Annotated in this window: 18 protein-coding genes and 1 rRNA gene (1 of these 19 cut by a window edge); 9 read left to right on the top strand and 10 right to left on the bottom strand. The window is 52.5% G+C overall.

Translation table 11 applies throughout. From position 1 onward, the window contains the following. Nucleotides 1-222, bottom strand: a 16S ribosomal RNA gene (locus AC6R1A_RS00770) (its annotated part extends 1,238 nt beyond the left edge of the window); the annotation flags it as partial. 536 nt (nucleotides 223-758) lie between these two features. On the opposite strand from AC6R1A_RS00770, the gene AC6R1A_RS00765 reads away from it, so the two are divergent. Beyond that, complete coding sequence (locus AC6R1A_RS00765) at nucleotides 759-1,310, top strand: gamma carbonic anhydrase family protein (protein WP_500632949.1); 552 nt, start codon at nucleotides 759-761, stop codon at nucleotides 1,308-1,310. Here the strand turns inward: AC6R1A_RS00765 and AC6R1A_RS00760 are convergent. From AC6R1A_RS00760 to hemF, 3 genes are all read right to left on the bottom strand, one after another. Then, nucleotides 1,297-1,566 carry a DUF1488 family protein gene (locus AC6R1A_RS00760; protein ID WP_487903319.1) on the bottom strand — a complete coding sequence of 90 codons (270 nt, stop codon included), beginning with the start codon at nucleotides 1,564-1,566 and terminating at the stop codon, nucleotides 1,297-1,299. The genes AC6R1A_RS00765 and AC6R1A_RS00760 overlap by 14 nt on opposite strands. A gap of 3 nt (nucleotides 1,567-1,569) precedes the next feature. Further along, nucleotides 1,570-2,400, bottom strand: coding sequence for a shikimate dehydrogenase (gene aroE / locus AC6R1A_RS00755; protein WP_500632950.1), 831 nt, complete (start codon nucleotides 2,398-2,400; stop codon nucleotides 1,570-1,572). 90 nt (nucleotides 2,401-2,490) lie between these two features. Then, nucleotides 2,491-3,408 carry an oxygen-dependent coproporphyrinogen oxidase gene (gene hemF / locus AC6R1A_RS00750; protein WP_500632951.1) on the bottom strand — a complete coding sequence of 306 codons (918 nt, stop codon included), beginning with the start codon at nucleotides 3,406-3,408 and terminating at the stop codon, nucleotides 2,491-2,493. A 242-nt stretch (nucleotides 3,409-3,650) separates the two neighbouring features. On the opposite strand from hemF, the gene purE reads away from it, so the two are divergent. After that, the gene (purE, locus tag AC6R1A_RS00745; protein WP_334555486.1) at nucleotides 3,651-4,136 is read left to right on the top strand and encodes a 5-(carboxyamino)imidazole ribonucleotide mutase; all 486 of its coding nucleotides are present in this window, start codon (nucleotides 3,651-3,653) and stop codon (nucleotides 4,134-4,136) included. A 3-nt stretch (nucleotides 4,137-4,139) separates the two neighbouring features. Beyond that, nucleotides 4,140-5,273 (top strand): 5-(carboxyamino)imidazole ribonucleotide synthase, encoded by a 1,134-nt coding sequence (locus AC6R1A_RS00740; RefSeq protein ID WP_487903321.1) that lies wholly within the window; start codon nucleotides 4,140-4,142, stop codon nucleotides 5,271-5,273. 172 nt (nucleotides 5,274-5,445) lie between these two features. Here AC6R1A_RS00740 and AC6R1A_RS00735 read toward each other — a convergent pair whose 3' ends face one another. Genes AC6R1A_RS00735 through AC6R1A_RS00720 form a run of 4 tightly spaced genes read right to left on the bottom strand, consistent with a single transcriptional unit; the run spans nucleotide 5,446 to nucleotide 8,827 of the window. Then, nucleotides 5,446-6,027 (bottom strand): DNA topoisomerase family protein, encoded by a 582-nt coding sequence (locus AC6R1A_RS00735; RefSeq protein WP_334555488.1) that lies wholly within the window; start codon nucleotides 6,025-6,027, stop codon nucleotides 5,446-5,448. A 27-nt stretch (nucleotides 6,028-6,054) separates the two neighbouring features. Further along, nucleotides 6,055-6,534 (bottom strand): DUF494 family protein, encoded by a 480-nt coding sequence (locus AC6R1A_RS00730; protein WP_334555489.1) that lies wholly within the window; start codon nucleotides 6,532-6,534, stop codon nucleotides 6,055-6,057. A gap of 2 nt (nucleotides 6,535-6,536) precedes the next feature. After that, complete coding sequence (gene dprA, locus AC6R1A_RS00725) at nucleotides 6,537-7,706, bottom strand: DNA-processing protein DprA (protein WP_500632952.1); 1,170 nt, start codon at nucleotides 7,704-7,706, stop codon at nucleotides 6,537-6,539. Next, entirely contained in the window at nucleotides 7,703-8,827 is a 1,125-nt protein-coding gene (locus AC6R1A_RS00720; protein WP_500632953.1) for a LysM peptidoglycan-binding domain-containing protein, read from the bottom strand. Before AC6R1A_RS00720 ends, dprA begins: the two co-directional genes overlap by 4 nt. A gap of 180 nt (nucleotides 8,828-9,007) precedes the next feature. Between AC6R1A_RS00720 and def the strand changes: the two genes are divergently transcribed. The 5 genes from def to AC6R1A_RS00695 all read left to right on the top strand — a co-directional run bounded on the left by def (nucleotide 9,008) and on the right by AC6R1A_RS00695 (nucleotide 14,810). Next, nucleotides 9,008-9,529 (top strand): peptide deformylase, encoded by a 522-nt coding sequence (gene def / locus AC6R1A_RS00715; protein WP_487903324.1) that lies wholly within the window; start codon nucleotides 9,008-9,010, stop codon nucleotides 9,527-9,529. A gap of 36 nt (nucleotides 9,530-9,565) precedes the next feature. After that, the gene (gene fmt, locus AC6R1A_RS00710; RefSeq protein WP_500632954.1) at nucleotides 9,566-10,513 is read left to right on the top strand and encodes a methionyl-tRNA formyltransferase; all 948 of its coding nucleotides are present in this window, start codon (nucleotides 9,566-9,568) and stop codon (nucleotides 10,511-10,513) included. Nucleotides 10,514-10,596: 83 nt separating this feature from the next. Beyond that, complete coding sequence (gene rsmB / locus AC6R1A_RS00705) at nucleotides 10,597-11,877, top strand: 16S rRNA (cytosine(967)-C(5))-methyltransferase RsmB (protein ID WP_500632955.1); 1,281 nt, start codon at nucleotides 10,597-10,599, stop codon at nucleotides 11,875-11,877. A 98-nt stretch (nucleotides 11,878-11,975) separates the two neighbouring features. Next, nucleotides 11,976-13,352: a Trk system potassium transporter TrkA gene (trkA, locus tag AC6R1A_RS00700; protein ID WP_334555495.1), complete on the top strand. Its 1,377-nt coding sequence runs from the start codon at nucleotides 11,976-11,978 to the stop codon at nucleotides 13,350-13,352. Between the two features lie 12 nt (nucleotides 13,353-13,364). Next, nucleotides 13,365-14,810, top strand: a complete 1,446-nt coding sequence (locus AC6R1A_RS00695) for a TrkH family potassium uptake protein (protein WP_500633439.1) — start codon at nucleotides 13,365-13,367, stop codon at nucleotides 14,808-14,810. Nucleotides 14,811-14,833: 23 nt separating this feature from the next. Here the strand turns inward: AC6R1A_RS00695 and trhA are convergent, their stop codons facing one another. Beyond that, nucleotides 14,834-15,481: a PAQR family membrane homeostasis protein TrhA gene (gene trhA, locus AC6R1A_RS00690; protein ID WP_500633438.1), complete on the bottom strand. Its 648-nt coding sequence runs from the start codon at nucleotides 15,479-15,481 to the stop codon at nucleotides 14,834-14,836. Nucleotides 15,482-15,614: 133 nt separating this feature from the next. Beyond that, entirely contained in the window at nucleotides 15,615-16,412 is a 798-nt protein-coding gene (locus AC6R1A_RS00685; protein ID WP_500633437.1) for a sporulation protein, read from the bottom strand. Nucleotides 16,413-16,725: 313 nt separating this feature from the next. Between AC6R1A_RS00685 and AC6R1A_RS00680 the strand changes: the two genes are divergently transcribed. Next, on the top strand, nucleotides 16,726-16,893 hold the full coding sequence (locus tag AC6R1A_RS00680; protein ID WP_334555499.1) for a hypothetical protein: 168 nt from the start codon (nucleotides 16,726-16,728) through the stop codon (nucleotides 16,891-16,893). The last annotated feature ends 40 nt before the right edge of the window (nucleotides 16,894-16,933 follow it).

Genomic DNA, 16,933 nt, shown 5'->3' with positions numbered 1-16,933 from the left:
CGAAGGTCCCCCTCTTTGAGCCGAAGCTATTATGCGGTATTAGCCATCGTTTCCAATGGTTATCCCCCACATCAGGGCAATTTCCCAGGCATTACTCACCCGTCCGCCGCTCGACGCCCTTAACGTTCCCCGAAGGCTTCAGTTAAGTCGTTTCCGCTCGACTTGCATGTGTTAGGCCTGCCGCCAGCGTTCAATCTGAGCCATGATCAAACTCTTCAATTTAAGATTTTGTTCGGCTCAATGAATACTGATACAGTTCCCTAGTCGACTAATAAACTAGTTCGAAAGTAATGTTTGAATTGACTGTGCTGAGTCCGAAGACTCAATGGTCACTTCAGTATCATTGAAACCTAAATTGATTTCTCTTTGTAAGAAACTATTTGGATTATCATCAACGAGTGCCCACACAGATTGATAGGTTTATATTGTTAAAGAGCGCTCGTTGGCTGTGACGTCGGTCACTCACAAGACGGACGGTCATTTTAGCGATTTAAGTTTTAGTGTCAACCACTTTTTTCAAACTTTTCTCAAGCAATTTTTGCTGGGCTATTTAGACCTTGCTGTTACGGTGAGTATCAACTTATTGGAGTCGTCTTGCCGTGTCAGCGAGGGGGCATTATAGAGATCGGCGTCACATTGGCAACCCCTTTTCAGCGATTTTTTTGATTTTTTTACTGTTTGCGTATTTTCTATGCGCAACGGGCTATTTTTGCCACTATTCTTGGCAACATATCGTGCTATCGCATATAGGAGAAGAGATGAGTTCCCTACGCAGTTATAAAGGTATCCAACCTCAAGTTGGCGATCGTGTCTATATAGATAGCAGTGCTGTCTTGGTTGGCGACATCACACTAGGCGATGATGCCAGTGTTTGGCCTTTGGTGGCCGCTCGTGGAGACGTCAACCATATCCGAATTGGTGCGCGTAGCAACATTCAAGATGGTTCGGTGCTTCATGTCACCCATAAGAATGCAGAAAACCCTCAAGGCTACCCACTGATTATCGGTGATGATGTGACCGTGGGTCATAAGGTAATGCTGCACGGCTGTACCATTGGTCATCGCGTGCTCGTTGGCATGGGCGCGATCGTGCTCGATGGTGTGGTCATTCAAGATGAGGTGATGGTGGGAGCAGGCAGTTTAGTCCCACCGGGGAAAACATTGGAAAGTGGCTATCTGTATGTCGGCAGTCCAGTTAAGCAGGCTCGCCCTTTGACAGACAAAGAGCGCGCTTTCTTACAAAAGTCTGCCGATAACTACGTGCAGAATAAAGACGACTACTTAAATGAAGTTGAGATCATCTCTGGTTGAGTTCAATTTCACCGCGGCTGTTAAACATCTCGTCTTCTATTAAAGACTCAGCTTGCTCTTCGAGGTCAAAGCGCCATTGTTCAAACAGTTCGATGGCGTGTTGACCCGAGGTAATGCTTTGCTGCGCATACGACTCCAGTACCGCTTGGCTCACCACACACTCAATCAAGGCACCCGCTTGCTGAGCAGGAAAGCAAACCGCAGCGCGCTCTTCATCCCAATGCTGTCGATCGGGAAACAAAATCGATTGATTCATCTTTTACCCTTGTAAATTTTTACGCAGCTCGCGCAGCACCTGCTTAGTGCCTGGACGTAAACCTCGCCACAGCATAAAGCTTTCCGCCGCTTGGCCAACCAACATCCCTAAGCCATCATAGCTGACGGGCGCACCCGATTGTTCCGCCCAGGCATTAAAAGGCGTTTTGCCTGCGCGGTAGACCATGTCATACACCACTTGGCAACCTTGAAAAATGGTCGGAGATACCGCTGGCAACTCACCACTCAATCCCGACGACGTTGAGTTAATGATGACATCAAAGCCAGTCTCGACCTCTTCCAGTGAGGCGGCTTGCACCACACCAAACTCAGCGAAAAGCTCTGCCAACTGTGATGCTTTGGCTTTGGTGCGATTGGCGATCACTATTGAGTGCGGGTGCTGGTCGAGCAGCGGTTTGATCACGCCGCGCGCCGCGCCGCCAGCGCCAAGCAATAGTATTCTCGCCCCTTTCAGTACCACTTGCTGGGCAAGCAAATCTTGCACTAATCCTTCACCATCGGTGTTATCACCAATGATGTCTCCATCATCTAACTTCTTTAAGGTATTAACGGCACCGGCCAATTGCGCTCGCTCAGTCAGGCGGGTCGCAAACTGAAACGCCTCTTCTTTAAACGGTGCGGTGATGTTGCACCCCTTACCACCTGCGGCAAAGAACTCCGCTACCGCCGTTTTGAATGTGCCGATCTCAGGCTGCTGCGTTTGATAGGTTAACGCTTGGTTGGTCTGGCGAGCAAATAAGGTATGGATAAAAGGCGATTTACTTTGGCTAATGGGATTGCCAAACACCACATAGCGGTCAAGAGGTTGTGTCATGTCCTTACCTACACAAAAATAAACGGGTCAACGGTCATTGACCCTATCACTATCCCGGCCAGGATCAAGCGCTATGCAGAGATAAACACGTTACCAATCACGCGGTTTGAGGAAATCGCGATACAAAACCGCTTCAGGGCTGTCTGGCTCAATCTGATAATTGTACTCCCAGCGAGCCAGTGGCGGCATCGACATCAAAATCGACTCGGTTCGGCCACCACTTTGCAAACCAAACAAGGTTCCTCGGTCATAGACGAGATTAAACTCCACATAGCGACCACGGCGATAAAGCTGAAATTGACGCTCTCGGTCAGTGTAGGGCGTCTCTTTGCGGCGCTCAACAATCGGCAAATACGCCTGGGTATACCCTTCACCGACCGCTTTGATGTAATCAAAACACTTATCAAATGGCCACTCGTTGAGATCATCAAAAAATAGCCCACCGACGCCACGCGTTTCATCACGGTGCGGCAGATAGAAGTAATCATCACACCATTTTTTGTGCTTGGCATACACGTCTCGACCAAAAGGTTCACACACCTCTTTCGCACTGCCATGCCAGAACTGAGCATCTTCTTCAAATGGGTAGAAAGGGGTCAAATCGAACCCGCCGCCAAACCACCATATCGGCGCCTCGCCCTCTTTTTCGGCAATAAAAAAGCGCACGTTGGCATGGGAGGTGGGTACATAAGGGTTATTCGGATGCATCACCAATGACACACCCATGGCTTCAAAGCGTCGCCCGGCTAACTCTGGGCGATGGGCAGTCGCCGAAGCGGGCATCGCTTTGCCAGAGACATGAGAGAAGTTGACGCCGCCTTGCTCAAACACCGCGCCTGCTTTCATCACTCGGGTGCGACCACCGCCACCGAGCCGCTCTCCGGGTTCACGCTGCCACGCATCCTCAACAAACAGCGCTTGGCCGTCGGCCTGCTCAAGCTGCTGACAAATGGTCTCTTGCAGTGCCAACAAAAACTGCTTCACCGCCTGCTTATCGATTTCTGACATTTTACTTCCTTGCAGGGTAGGCCCTGTTTCACCACGCAGTCACTGGCTGCGTCTTCTTGGGATGAGACTCAGTGTACAAAGAATCTGCGTCGAAGACTAATCACTGCGCGGTTCAAAGTGCGCGCAAACGTTTGCTTGCTAGGGAAAACGCCGTATAATGCGCACAAATTGGCGATGTGGTTGTACTGGGTTTACGACACATCCTGTTTTTCATTCCACACAAAAGGTTGAAGGAGTTTGAGATGAAAGTCGGTATCATCATGGGTTCAAAATCAGATTGGCCAACAATGAAGCTCGCCGCGGAAATGCTGGATAGATTTGGTGTTGAATACGAAACTAAAGTCGTCTCTGCGCACCGCACTCCTCAATTATTGGCAGACTACGCCAACAGCGCGAAAGAGCGCGGTCTGAAAGTGATCATTGCTGGCGCTGGCGGCGCTGCGCACCTGCCGGGCATGGCTGCGGCGTTCACAAGCTTACCTGTCTTGGGTGTTCCTGTTCAATCACGTGCCCTAAAAGGGATGGATTCGCTACTTTCTATCGTGCAAATGCCAAAAGGCATCGCGGTCGGTACACTGGCGATCGGCGAAGCGGGCGCAGCGAATGCGGGTATTTTGGCCGCGCAAATCATCGGTACCCACGATGAGTCCGTGATGGAGAAGGTCGAAGCGTTTCGCCAAGAGCAAACTGAGACCGTCCTTGCTAACCCAAACCCAGCCGAGGACTAAACCATGCATGTGTTGGTGTTAGGTGCAGGCCAATTAGCACGAATGATGTCTCTTGCGGGCGCACCACTGAACATTGAGATCTCGGCGTACGATGTCGGCAGTGAAAACATTGTCCATCCTCTCACCCAACACGTGGTGGGCCACGGTCTTCGCAATGCCATTGAGCGTGCCGATGTGATCACGGCTGAGTTTGAACATATCCCACACGATATTTTGACCCTCTGCGAGCAAAGCGGGAAGTTTTACCCGTCAGCAGAAGCGATCAAAACCGGTGGCGATCGCCGTATTGAGAAGGCGCTATTAGACAAAGCGGGCGTTCGCAACGCCAACTACCATGTCATTGAGAGCCGGGAAGATTTTGATCGCGCGATCGAAAAAGTCGGCATTCCTATGGTGCTGAAAAGTGCCCTAGGTGGCTACGATGGTAAAGGCCAATGGCGATTGAAAGACGCCGCTCAAGCGGACAGCATTTGGCAAGAGATGGCACAATGCATCCAAGCCAGTGAGACACAAGCGATTGTGGCGGAAGAGTTTGTCCCGTTTGGCCGAGAAGTTTCCTTGGTGGGCGCACGAGCCAAAGACGGCTCAGTCGCTGTTTACCCTCTGGCTGAGAACGTCCACACCCAAGGGGTGCTAAGCCTATCGACCGCCATTTCTGACCCGAAGCTGCAAGACCAAGCGCAGGCGATGTTTAGCGCTGTAGCCGAGAGTCTCGACTACGTGGGCGTGCTTGCCCTTGAGTTTTTCGATGTCGATGGCACCCTGCTCGTGAATGAGATTGCACCGCGCGTGCACAACTCCGGTCACTGGACGCAGCAAGGCGCAGAGACCTGTCAGTTTGAAAACCACCTAAGAGCCGTGTGTGGCTTGCCGCTTGGCAGCACCAAACTGGTTCGTGAAACGGCGATGATCAACATCCTTGGCGAAGATACGCTGCCACAAGCGTTGCTGGCCATTGAAGGGTGCCATATCCATTGGTACGGCAAAGAGAAGCGTGCTGGACGCAAGATGGGTCACATCAATGTCTGCGGCGACTACAGTGGTGAGCTACAACGCAAGCTGTGTGAACTGGCCACCCTGCTCGACAGCGATGCCTTCCCTGCGGTGCATGAGTTTGCACAAAACTTCGAATCGTAATCGGATCAAATGAGTGTTGGCTCTGCGAACACTGGATTGAAAAAGGCGCTCATGGCGCCTTTTTTGTCTTTAATGACATTGTATTTGCTGTAACGCTCGGCCGCTCCGATATCGCCTTACCACTGTATAGTCTTAAATCACGATATAGTCTTAAATAGGCACTCGCCGAAAATTAAGACTGAATGGCCTGACAACGTCGAGCTGCACACTGCAACTGTTGGCCTTTTGCGCTGTGCTTTTCCACCAGCAGTGGAAACCCACACACTTGGCACTCACCACTGACGGGCGGCTGATTGACGGCAAACTTGCATTTCGGGTAGCGGTCACATGCATAAAACAGCTTACCAAAGCGAGATTTACGCTCGGTCAGCTGACCTTGATGGCATTCAGGGCAGGCGATGGCGACGTTGTCCTCACTCGGCTCTGCAGGGGCATCGATCGACTCAATGTGGTGACACTCAGGGTAATGACTGCAACCGACAAACATCCCATAGCGACCTTGGCGCAGCACCAACTCATGACCACACTCAGGACATGGCACACCTAACTCTTTAACGATGTGGCCATCATTTTGATGCAAAGGTTTGATGTAATCGCATTGCGGGTACAAGGTGCACCCCAAGAAAGGACCATGTTTGCCATGGCGCAGCGACAGCTCCCCCGCCAAGCCTTGAGCTTGGCATTTCGGGCACGCCTGATGTTCTAAGGCGTGCTCGTGGGCAGAAAACAACTGATGGTCGATTTTATTACTCATATCACTTAGGGTCGCAAAGCGACGGTATCAGTGCAAGATACCCTGCTCTTTGGTGTAAAGAAGCTCTTCCATAAGCGTGTATTCATTTTCATTGCCCGGTACATTAAACAGCACCATTAGGACAATCCACTTGAGGTCATCAAGCTCAAACTCATCGGTTTCGAGCCCCATCACTCGGTCAATGACCATCTCACGTGTTTCCGCCGTCAACACGCTCACTTGCTCTAAAAACATTAAAAAGCCACGACACTCAAGGCTGAGGCGGTCGCACTCTTTGGCGGTATAGATACGCGTAGACGGAGACGAGGTACTGACAGAGATCGCTGAGTGCGCTTCCGTTTGCTGGAGCGCCGCCAACTCTTCTAACCAGACCAGGGCCTTATATATGTCTTTCTGATGAAAACCAGCGCGAAGTAACTCTTCTTCTAGCTCATCTTGGTCGACCTGTAACTCTGCATCGCTATGGATGTAGGTCTCAAACAGATACATCAAAATATCCATCATCATAGCTAGCCCCTCCCCTTTAAAATGTAGCCACCGGAAACTGCAACAACGTGCCCTAAAAGCTCGAGCTCCAAGAGCTGCATCATGACATCCTGCACGGGTATATGGGTCCGCGATGCTAAGATATCAACTGGTGTAGCCTCATTACCTACGTTAGCTAACAGCTCGGGAAATGGCAATTCTTCTTTGCTCACTTTCGTCGCTTCTTTATCGTTAGGAGATAAAAGCGCTCGGAAATGCGAGCAGCTCGGCGTCTGGGTGCGTGATTCGCTCTGTTTATCCGCCTGTTGCCGCGACCACGCCAGCAAGCTGTCGAGCTCGCACATGATGTCCTCAACCTCTTGAACTAAGCTTGCCCCTTGTTGAATTAAGCGGTGGCAACCCCTGGCATAGACTTGATGAATAGAGCCGGGAATGGCAAACACTTCACGGCCTTGCTCAAGGGCATAACGCGCGGTAATTAATGAGCCGCTTTTCTCGGCCGCTTCCACCACCAGCACGCCCAGCGATAAGCCACTGATAATGCGATTGCGGCGAGGAAAGTGATCCGCCTTAGGTTTGGCCTGCGGATGCAACTCACTGACCAACGCGCCTTGCTGAGTGATACGCTCTGCCAGCGCTCGGTGGCGAGCAGGGTACACTTCGCCAAGACCACTGCCGAGCACCGCGACCGTCTCTCCGCCCGCTTTCAGCGCGCCATCATGGGCATAGCCATCGATGCCGAGCGCGAGTCCGCTGGTGATACACAGCCCCTCTTTGACCAACGCACTGGCAAACTCTCTGGCGAGCGAAAGCCCATCCTGACTGGCATTGCGACTGCCCACCATAGCCAATTGCGGTAAGTGAATCGCCTCAAGCTTGCCTTTGACAAACAGCACCGCCGGCGATGCTGGGGCGTTGGCGAGCAGTGGCGGATAGTCACTCGCGTCACGGGTGACGATATGGTGATCCGCCTCGCGCTCGCGCCAAGCCAAACACCAATCCACCTCTTTTTCTGCGCGCCGCTGAATATACTCCACCTGATGCTCACTCAAGCCAAACGCGCGCATCTCGTCGCTCGAACTGGAGACAATCTCGTGCGGCTCAGCCACCTTTAGCAAACGCTCGAAGGTCTTCGGACCAATTCTGGGCGTAAAATAGAGCGTCAGCCAAGCGCGCAGCTCACGCTCTGTCATCCTTGCTCCTTACCCTGTAGCTCTGCGTCCACAACGTCTTCAGTGGATTTAAGCGTCGCCAGGGGAGAGCGCAAACGGGTTTCAGTGGCAATCGGCTGCTCGCTCTGAGTGACCAGCGCCAAGCTAAAATCTTGATAAGGACGAATCACCATCAAATGCCCAATGCGCACATCCGGCAATTGCTGCACCTCTTGCCTAGCCAATACCCCTTGGCCAGCTTTGGCCACCTTGTGACCCGGCTGATAGAGGTCGAACATACTGCCTTGACGTAGGGCATCGCGCGCGCCGCGATCGATGACCACCACTTGATGCTTGCCCACATATTGGCTGCCTTCCAGCGACCCCAAGATGGACGCATCGATGGCCTTAGGTGAAGGCTGGGGATAAAAGCGTTGACTGAAATCAGACTGAGCCTCACGCACGGGCAAGGCGATGTCTTGCGCGAGAATTTCCTGCGTTTGTTGGCGAACTTTGAGCGCCATCATGTCCGTATCGCTCGGCGCCGCAGGCTCATCCGCAGACTCGGCGACCGCGATTTTTTTCAGCGCAATGACGCGCTTATCATCGCGTGTGAAGGTGGTCATTTTGCGGTAAATATGCCACTCACCTTGCACTTGCTGCCCCATGACATAGAGCAGTTGTTGCCCGGTGAGATATTGCAAGCCATTGCTCGAGCCAATCACCTTGGCGCTCTCTGCCAATAACGACTCGTCAAGCAAGAGATCCGATTCTAGGTACGGCAACACCCACTCCTCACGCAGCGTCGGCAGCGCTTGTTTATCAAGCTTTCTTACTTTAGGGCTCAGTTTGTGCATCGGTTTCACCGTCAGAACCGGCTCACCATTGCGCCAAATCAGATTGAGCTTGTCACCGGGATAAATCAGGTGAGGATTATCAATATCGGGATTGACCTGCCATAGCCGTGGCCAAAGCCAAGGGCTATCGAGGTAGAGCGCCGAAATATCCCATAAGGTATCGCCTTTGACCACGACATACGTCGTGGGCGCATCGGGCTTGAGGGTTAACACCGACGAGACAGAGAAAGGAACCCAAGCTACCCACAAGGTCATCACGCAGAGAAGTGGCCTGCGCCAACTGGAACACCGTTTGAAACTCACCATCACCTAAATCCTTGGTTATCTAAAAGAAACCGCTGCTCAACTTAGGTGTGTGTGCTCAACATTGACACCGAGAGTGGCAGGGAAAATGCGTAATGATGCTGTCATTTAGGTTATAAAATGTCTAGAATTGAGCCAACAAGCTTTACCCTGATTCGGCACAGTTCAACATTTTGAGTGTATATGTCTGTATTACAAGTATTAACATTCCCAGATGATCGCCTTCGTACCGTGGCTAAGCCCGTAGAGAAAGTGACGCCTGAGATTCAAAAACTCGTCGATGACATGATTGAAACCATGTACGACGAAGAAGGAATTGGTCTTGCGGCCACCCAAGTCGATGTTCACCAACGTATCGTGGTGATCGACATTTCGGACACCCGTGATGAGCCAATGGTGCTTATCAATCCAGAAATCATCGAGAAACGCGGTGAAGATGGGATTGAAGAGGGCTGCCTATCGGTGCCTGGCGCACGCGCTTTAGTGCCTCGCGCAGCCGAAGTGACAGTCAAAGCGCTCAATCGCGATGGTGAAGAATTTACCTTCGAGGCGGATGACCTACTGGCGATTTGTGTTCAGCACGAACTTGACCACCTAGAAGGCAAGCTCTTTGTCGATTACCTATCGCCACTGAAGCGTAAACGCATCCAAGACAAACTGGCGAAGATCAAGCGCTTCAACGAGAAACAATCCGCCGGTAAGTAAGCGTATTACTGAGAAAGAAAAGATAAGGAACGTACCTTGAGCAAACCACTTAAGATTGTTTTTGCTGGTACTCCGGACTTCGCCGCCCGTCACTTGGCGGCGTTGTTGTCTTCGGAGCACGACGTCATTGCCGTGTACACCCAACCCGACCGCCCTGCAGGTCGTGGTAAAAAGCTCACCGCGAGCCCAGTCAAACAGATTGCCCTTGAGCATGACATTGCGGTCTACCAACCGGAAAACTTTAAGTCTGAAGAGGCCAAGCAAGCGTTGGCGGATTTAGACGCCGATTTGATGGTCGTCGTCGCATACGGCTTGCTGCTGCCGCAAGCGGTATTGGACACGCCTAAACTTGGCTGTATCAATGTGCACGGTTCGATTTTGCCACGTTGGCGAGGCGCAGCGCCGATTCAGCGCGCCATTTGGGCGGGCGATAAAGAAACCGGCGTCACCATCATGCAGATGGACATTGGCCTCGATACTGGCGACATGCTCTCCATCGCGCGCTTGCCGATCGAAAGCAGTGACACCAGTGCGTCCATGTACGAAAAGTTGGCCGATTTAGGTCCAAGTGCGCTATTGGACTGCCTCACTGACATCGCACAAGGCAGCGCCGTCGCCACTAAGCAAGATGATGCCTTGGCCAACTACGCCAAAAAGCTCAGCAAAGAGGAAGCCCGCATCAATTGGAATGACGACGCCGAGCACATTGAGCGCTGCGTGCGCGCGTTCAACCCTTGGCCAATGAGCCACTTTGAAGCGGCCGATAACAGCATCAAGGTGTGGCAGAGCCGCGTGGCGGAGCACACCACCAACCAAGCGGCGGGTACCATTATCCAAGCAGACAAAACCGGCATCTATGTCGCAACAGGCCAAGGCGTATTAGTCCTTTTGCAACTGCAAGTGCCGGGTAAAAAAGCCATGTCGGTGCAAGATATTCTCAACGCCCGAGCAAGTTGGTTCGAAGTGGGCTCGGTACTGAGCTAACCCTTCACACCCTGTCATTGCGCTGCAATGAATCACGTACATTTTGAGGGCAGAGATGCCCTCCCTTATTTAAGGTATTGATTATGAATGTTCGCGCTGCTGCCGCTAACGTTATCTTCCAAGTGGTCGACAAAGGTCAATCACTCTCGCATGCGCTGCCTGCCGCGCAAAAGACCATCAAACCGCGTGACCACGCTCTGCTGCAAGAGATTTGCTACGGTGCTTTGCGTTACTTGCCGCGTTTGGAGTCTATTGCCAACGAATTGATGGATAACCCGCTCAAGGGCAAAAAACGCGTTTTTCACCATTTAATTTTGGTGGGGATCTACCAACTGAGCTTTATGCGCATCCCCTCGCACGCGGCAGTCGCGGAAACCGTGGAAGCGACCAAAACCTTGCGCGGCCCGAGTCTGCGCGGTTTGATTAACGCTGTGTTGCGTAACTACCTACGCAATCAAGAAGAGCTGGATGCCTTTGCAACCAGTCACAATGCCGGCAAGTATGGCCACCCTAACTGGCTACTGAAGCTGCTGCAAGAGCACTACCCAGATCAGTGGGAGCGCATTGTTGAGGCGAACAATCAAAAAGCGCCGATGTGGCTGCGCGTCAACCGCCAGCACCATACCCGCGAGCAGTACATCGCTTACCTGAATGATGAAAACATAGAATTCACCCTTCACCCCGAGGCCGCTGACGCCATAAAATTGGCCAAACCTTGTGATGTGACCCTATTACCCGGCTTCGATCGCGGTTGGGTTTCCGTGCAGGATGCCGCCGCGCAATTGTCTGTCGATTACCTTCAGCCACAAGAAGGGGAGCTGATCCTCGACTGCTGCGCCGCGCCAGGTGGCAAGACAGCGCACATTCTTGAGCATACGCAAGACACCGAAGTGGTGGCGATTGATGCAGATCCTACTCGCCTTAACCGCGTGCACGACAATCTCGAGCGATTACAATTGAGAGCCGATGTGATTTGCGGCGATGCGCGCTACCCACATCAGTGGTGGCAAGGTGAGCAGTTTGACCGTATTCTACTCGATGCCCCTTGCTCGGCGACCGGTGTGATTCGACGCCATCCGGACATCAAATGGCTGCGCCGCGCTGATGACATTGAAGCGCTGTCTGCCTTGCAGAGTGAAATCCTGGATGCCATGTGGCAACAACTGAAAGCCGGCGGTACCTTAGTCTATGCCACCTGCTCGATTGCGCCGCAAGAGAACGTTGAGCAAGTGCGCGCTTTCCTCTCACGTACGTCCGATGCACAGTTGATCGGCAGTGAGGAATCTCAGCCTGGTCGACAAATTCTTCCAGGTGAAGAGGACATGGACGGCTTCTACTATGCGGTTTTAAAAAAAGCGGTGTGAAGAAAAAGCGGTAGGTCTTGAGTCAAGCAATACGCCGCAATAAACAAGGACAGTGCGCCCCGCCATAGGGGCGATGACGACGTTCAAGAGAGCAAAAGATGAAGATCATTATTCTCGGTGCCGGACAAGTTGGCGGTACATTGGCAGAAAACTTGGTGGGTGAAAACAACGACATCACCATCGTCGACAAAGACAGCGACCGCCTACGTGAACTGCAAGACAAGTACGATCTGCGCGTGGTCAATGGTTACGCCAGCCACCCTGACGTGCTGCGCGAAGCGGGGGCTCAAGACGCCGATATGTTGGTGGCCGTGACCAATATGGACGAAACCAACATGGCCGCCTGCCAAGTGGCCTTCACTTTGTTCAACACGCCAAACCGCATTGCACGTATTCGTTCGCCCCAGTATCTCGCCGAGAAAGAAGCCCTGTTTCAATCCGGTGCCGTGCCGGTCGATCATCTGATTGCGCCAGAAGAGCTGGTCACCAGCTACATTGAACGTCTGATCCAATACCCTGGCGCCTTACAAGTGGTCAGTTTTGCGGAGCAAAAGGTCAGCCTAGTGGCCGTTAAAGCCTACTACGGCGGTCCTTTGGTCGGTAACGCCCTCTCTGCGCTGCGTGAACACATGCCGCACATTGACACCCGCGTGGCGGCGATTTTCCGTCAAGGTCGCCCTATTCGTCCGCAAGGCACCACCATCATCGAAGCGGATGACGAAGTCTTTTTCGTCGCTGCAAGTAACCACATTCGCTCCGTCATGAGTGAATTGCAGCGGCTTGAGAAACCCTATCGCCGAATTATGATTGTCGGCGGGGGCAACATCGGCGCCAGCTTGGCCAAGCGTCTTGAACACACCTACAGCGTTAAACTGATTGAACGCAGTTATCAGCGCGCAGAACGTCTCTCTGAAGAGCTGGAAAACACCATTGTCTTTTGTGGTGACGCCGCCGATCAAGAGTTGCTCACCGAAGAGAATATCGACCAAGTCGATGTCTTTATTGCGCTCACCAACGAAGATGAAACCAACATCATGTCCGCCATGCTGGCCAAACGCATGGGCGCGAAAAAGGTGATGGTGCTGATCCAACGCGGTGCCTACGTCGATTTGGTTCAAGGCGGTGTGATAGATGTGGCGATTTCGCCGCAACAAGCGACGATTTCAGCGCTGCTGACGCACGTGCGCCGTGCTGACATTGTTAACGTCTCTTCATTGCGCCGTGGCGCGGCAGAAGCGATTGAAGCAGTGGCACACGGTGACGAATCGACCTCGAAAGTGGTCGGCCGCGCGATTGGTGAAATCAAACTGCCTCCAGGTACCACCATTGGTGCCATTGTTCGCGGTGAAGAAGTGCTTATTGCACACGACAGAACCGTGATTGAACAAGATGACCACGTGGTGATGTTCCTTGTCGATAAGAAATACATCCCTGACGTGGAAACCCTCTTCCAACCGAGTCCGTTCTTCCTTTAAGGGGACGACCTTATGGTGAATTTTCGCCCGGTTCTATTCGTCATTGGGCTCGTGCTCTCTAAGCTGGCGCTGTTTATGTACGTGCCGACGCTGGTGGCGTTTGTCACCGGCACTGCAGGCTTTTTGGAGTTTGGTCAATCGGTGCTGATCACCCACTTGGTCGCCTTTGTCTGCTTGACGATTGGCCGAACTCGGCGCTTTCGCCTGAGCGTGCGAGACATGTTCCTCATCACCAGCTTGGTGTGGACGATTGCCAGCGCGTTTGCCGCGCTGCCGTTTGTGTTCATCAATCACATCAGCTTCACCGACGCCTATTTTGAAACCATGTCGGGCATCACCACCACAGGTTCAACGGTCCTCAGCGGGCTCGATGAGATGGCGCCGAGCATCTTATTGTGGCGCTCGATTTTGCAGTGGCTTGGCGGCATTGGCTTTATTGTTATGGCGGTCGCCGTCTTGCCGATGCTCAATGTCGGCGGCATGAAACTGTTTCATACCGAATCCTCTGATTGGTCAGACAAAAGCAGCCCGCGCGCCAAAACCGTGGCGAAAAACATCGTCATCGTCTATCTGACCCTCACCGCCCTTTGCCTGCTCGGCTACTTGATGACGGGCATGACGCTATTTGAAGGGATCAACCATGCCTTTACCACCTTGTCCACGGGCGGCTACTCGACCTCTGACGGTTCGATGAACCATTTCTCCCACGGCGCGCATTGGGTGGGCACACTCTTTATGTTCTTGGGCGGGTTACCGTTTTTGCTTTTTGTCTCCGCGCTGCGCAAACGCCGTTTGAATGAGCTCGCCCGCGACGCGCAAGTGCGCGGTTTCACCCTTTTGTTTCTCGCCAGCAGCGTGATCATTGCCAGTTGGTTGGTGGTGCGTGATGGCTACGCGGTGGCGGATGCGCTGCGAGTCTCCATGTTTAACATCGTCTCGGTGGTCACCACCACCGGGTTCGGCTTAGAAGATTTCACCGCTTGGGGCGCGCTACCGACCACCTTGTTTGCCTTCTTAATGATGGCGGGCGCCTGCTCGGGTTCCACCTCTGGCGGCATCAAAATCTTCCGTTTTCAAATCGCCATTACGCTTCTTAATAAGCAGATGATGAAACTGATTCACCCGTCTGGGGTCTTCGTCCAGCGCTACAATCAGCGCCCAGTCAACGATGATATTGTGCGCTCAGTGGTGGCGTTTGGTTTGATGTTCTTCATCACCATTATTTTCATTGCAGGTTGCTTAAGTGCGCTCGGCCTTGACCCTATCACCAGCATTTCCGGTGCGATTACCGCGGTCGCCAACGTCGGCCCGGGTATGGGCAGTGTCATCGGTCCTACGGGCAATTTCGCTCCCCTGCCCGATACCGCTAAATGGTTACTCAGTTTTGGGATGCTGATGGGGCGACTAGAAATTCTCACCTTGCTCGTGTTGTTCTTCCCCGCCTTTTGGCGCCGATAGGCACTCGGCCTTCCTCTGTGGGCTTATCGGACCGGTAGCTGATAAATGGCAAAGAAGTGACAGGCACAGCCCGCCAAAACAAACAGGTGCCAAATGGCGTGGTTGTAGGGAATACGCTTCGCGACATAAAACACCACGCCCAGTGAGTAGACCACGCCGCCAATCGCCAGCAGCATCAAGCTTTCCAGCGGTAAGGTCATCGCCAGTTGATAAATCACCACCAGCGACAGCCACCCCATCAATAAATAGGTCACCAGTGAGAGGCGTTTGAAGCGATAAACGAACGCCACTTTCATCACGATACCCACCAAGGCAATCAGCCAGATCACCACCATCAAACCGATCGCGAGCGGCGTTCTAAGCGCAATCAATAAAAATGGCGTGTAGCTGCCGGCAATCAGCAAGTAAATGGCGCAGTGATCGAAGGTTTTCAGTGCCCGTTTGGCACGCGGCACATCAATGGCATGATAGAGGGTCGACGCCAAAAACAGCAGTATCATGCTGGCGCCGTACAGGCTATAGCTGACCCATGACAAGGCATCCGCCTGTTGCTCGAAGGCGCGCAGCAGCAAGGCCAACAGCCCGACCACACTGAGCAATAAACCCAGACCGTGGCTGAGCATATTGGCTCGCTCTTCTTCGCGGCTGTAAGAGGATAAAAGCGTCGACATAGGCATCACTCTGGAGCATTAGAATAAACACTCCAGAGTATGCCATATTCAGCTTACAAGTGTAAGCTTAAATTAGATAAGGTTACTGATGAGGCTCGCTGTCGATGTCGCGCCCAAGCATCAATAATGCGCCTCAAGAATGCGCATCGAGGTAGTTCAGTACCTGCTCGCCCGCCTCTTCTGCGGGGGTACTGAGCGGAATGGAAAGCTGGCGTTTCAACTGCCCCATACCTAGCAGACTCGCGAGCATCCCTTTTGCCCCTTCACGGTGGCGATCAATTTCAAACCACATTTGCAGTTCGTCTTCACTGCGATACGCCACCACTTCTAACTCTCGCCAACGACCATGAAACGGCCCTGTGGTCGGCACAAACTCAAACTCCTGCACAAAAGGCAGAGCAAAGCCATCCACCTCTTCACACTCTACCTGGCGAATACGCAGCCCCTGTGCTTCTAACGCAGTAAAGATGCCATCAAGCAGAGGATCGGGGCGCACCGTCAAAATATCTTTGTCGGTTGGATCTTTGGCCATCGCAATGTCGAGGCCAGTCTCAAGCCACACCTTGGAGTCACCAATGGTGACCGGCGTATTCCACGGCACATCCAACTCAACTTCGAAATCGCGCGTCTCACCAGGCTCAATCGTAAACGCGTAAGGCAGCGTCCACGTCGCCAGTGTATAACTGGTGGGCACGCGGCGCATTCGACCGGCGTTGTGGTCACTTTTATGGTGATTGTCCGGCACTTCTTTGATGTAACGGCAGTAGAGTTTGAGTTCGATGTTGTCTATCTCTTGCGCACTCGAACCGCCATAGACATGAATGGTGACGTTCACCTTCTGCCCCGGGTATAACACCTCTTGGCGCAGCACTGAATCCACTTTGGCACTTCCAATACCAAAGCTCGCGAGGGTTTTCTTGAAAAACGACATATACACCTCCCTTATGGGTGAAACCACCAAGCAGACCCTCACTATAGCGCGCTTTATCTCGCCAAAGTTTCTGTCTACTCACAGAATAATAGAGAATGAAAAACAGTGATCGATTAGTTATCGACCAATTCTACCCTTAGTGCTACTCTAACGATTGATATGCATGCATATCAACAATCCTGGTTAATTATTTGGATTGGCGAAAGCCAGAAGAGCCAACCTTCAGCAGCATCAAGGTGACGTTGAAGCTCAACTCATAGTTAATACAGGCCATTAAATTGGCAATGGAGATGCCTGACAGTTAGGTACATCGATGCGCCCAGCAGCAGTCAGGTTTTCGCACACAAACCGTAGTGCGATGCGTCGTCGTAGTGGATTTGCGTCTGCTCCAACGGCAAAAAAAGTCAACCCTGCGATGACGTTAGTGGAACAGACAACTCTTTTGATGTCTGCCCCATCAAAAGCGGTAAAAGCAGCATAATGAAAAGCGCAGCTTCGTCTGCGCTTTTTCTTTGCCCCCT

It is taken from the genome of Vibrio sp. R10-SG3-ISO3 (genome assembly GCF_059834225.1).
Note: the sequence above shows the minus strand (reverse complement) of the source record. Positions and strands in the feature narration are given on the sequence as shown.

Coding starts and splice junctions, on each gene's coding strand:
- purE (WP_334555486.1), top strand. CDS start 3,651: ATGAAAGTCGGTATCATCATGGGTTCAAAATCAGATTGGCCAACAATG.
- aroE (WP_500632950.1), bottom strand. CDS start 2,400: ATGACACAACCTCTTGACCGCTATGTGGTGTTTGGCAATCCCATTAGC.
- AC6R1A_RS00720 (WP_500632953.1), bottom strand. CDS start 8,827: ATGGTGAGTTTCAAACGGTGTTCCAGTTGGCGCAGGCCACTTCTCTGC.
- dprA (WP_500632952.1), bottom strand. CDS start 7,706: ATGACAGAGCGTGAGCTGCGCGCTTGGCTGACGCTCTATTTTACGCCC.
- AC6R1A_RS00685 (WP_500633437.1), bottom strand. CDS start 16,412: ATGTCGTTTTTCAAGAAAACCCTCGCGAGCTTTGGTATTGGAAGTGCC.
- AC6R1A_RS00765 (WP_500632949.1), top strand. CDS start 759: ATGAGTTCCCTACGCAGTTATAAAGGTATCCAACCTCAAGTTGGCGAT.
- trkA (WP_334555495.1), top strand. CDS start 11,976: ATGAAGATCATTATTCTCGGTGCCGGACAAGTTGGCGGTACATTGGCA.
- def (WP_487903324.1), top strand. CDS start 9,008: ATGTCTGTATTACAAGTATTAACATTCCCAGATGATCGCCTTCGTACC.
- rsmB (WP_500632955.1), top strand. CDS start 10,597: ATGAATGTTCGCGCTGCTGCCGCTAACGTTATCTTCCAAGTGGTCGAC.
- AC6R1A_RS00735 (WP_334555488.1), bottom strand. CDS start 6,027: ATGAGTAATAAAATCGACCATCAGTTGTTTTCTGCCCACGAGCACGCC.
- AC6R1A_RS00740 (WP_487903321.1), top strand. CDS start 4,140: ATGCATGTGTTGGTGTTAGGTGCAGGCCAATTAGCACGAATGATGTCT.
- AC6R1A_RS00680 (WP_334555499.1), top strand. CDS start 16,726: ATGCGCCCAGCAGCAGTCAGGTTTTCGCACACAAACCGTAGTGCGATG.
- AC6R1A_RS00760 (WP_487903319.1), bottom strand. CDS start 1,566: ATGAATCAATCGATTTTGTTTCCCGATCGACAGCATTGGGATGAAGAG.
- AC6R1A_RS00730 (WP_334555489.1), bottom strand. CDS start 6,534: ATGATGATGGATATTTTGATGTATCTGTTTGAGACCTACATCCATAGC.
- AC6R1A_RS00695 (WP_500633439.1), top strand. CDS start 13,365: ATGGTGAATTTTCGCCCGGTTCTATTCGTCATTGGGCTCGTGCTCTCT.
- hemF (WP_500632951.1), bottom strand. CDS start 3,408: ATGTCAGAAATCGATAAGCAGGCGGTGAAGCAGTTTTTGTTGGCACTG.
- trhA (WP_500633438.1), bottom strand. CDS start 15,481: ATGTCGACGCTTTTATCCTCTTACAGCCGCGAAGAAGAGCGAGCCAAT.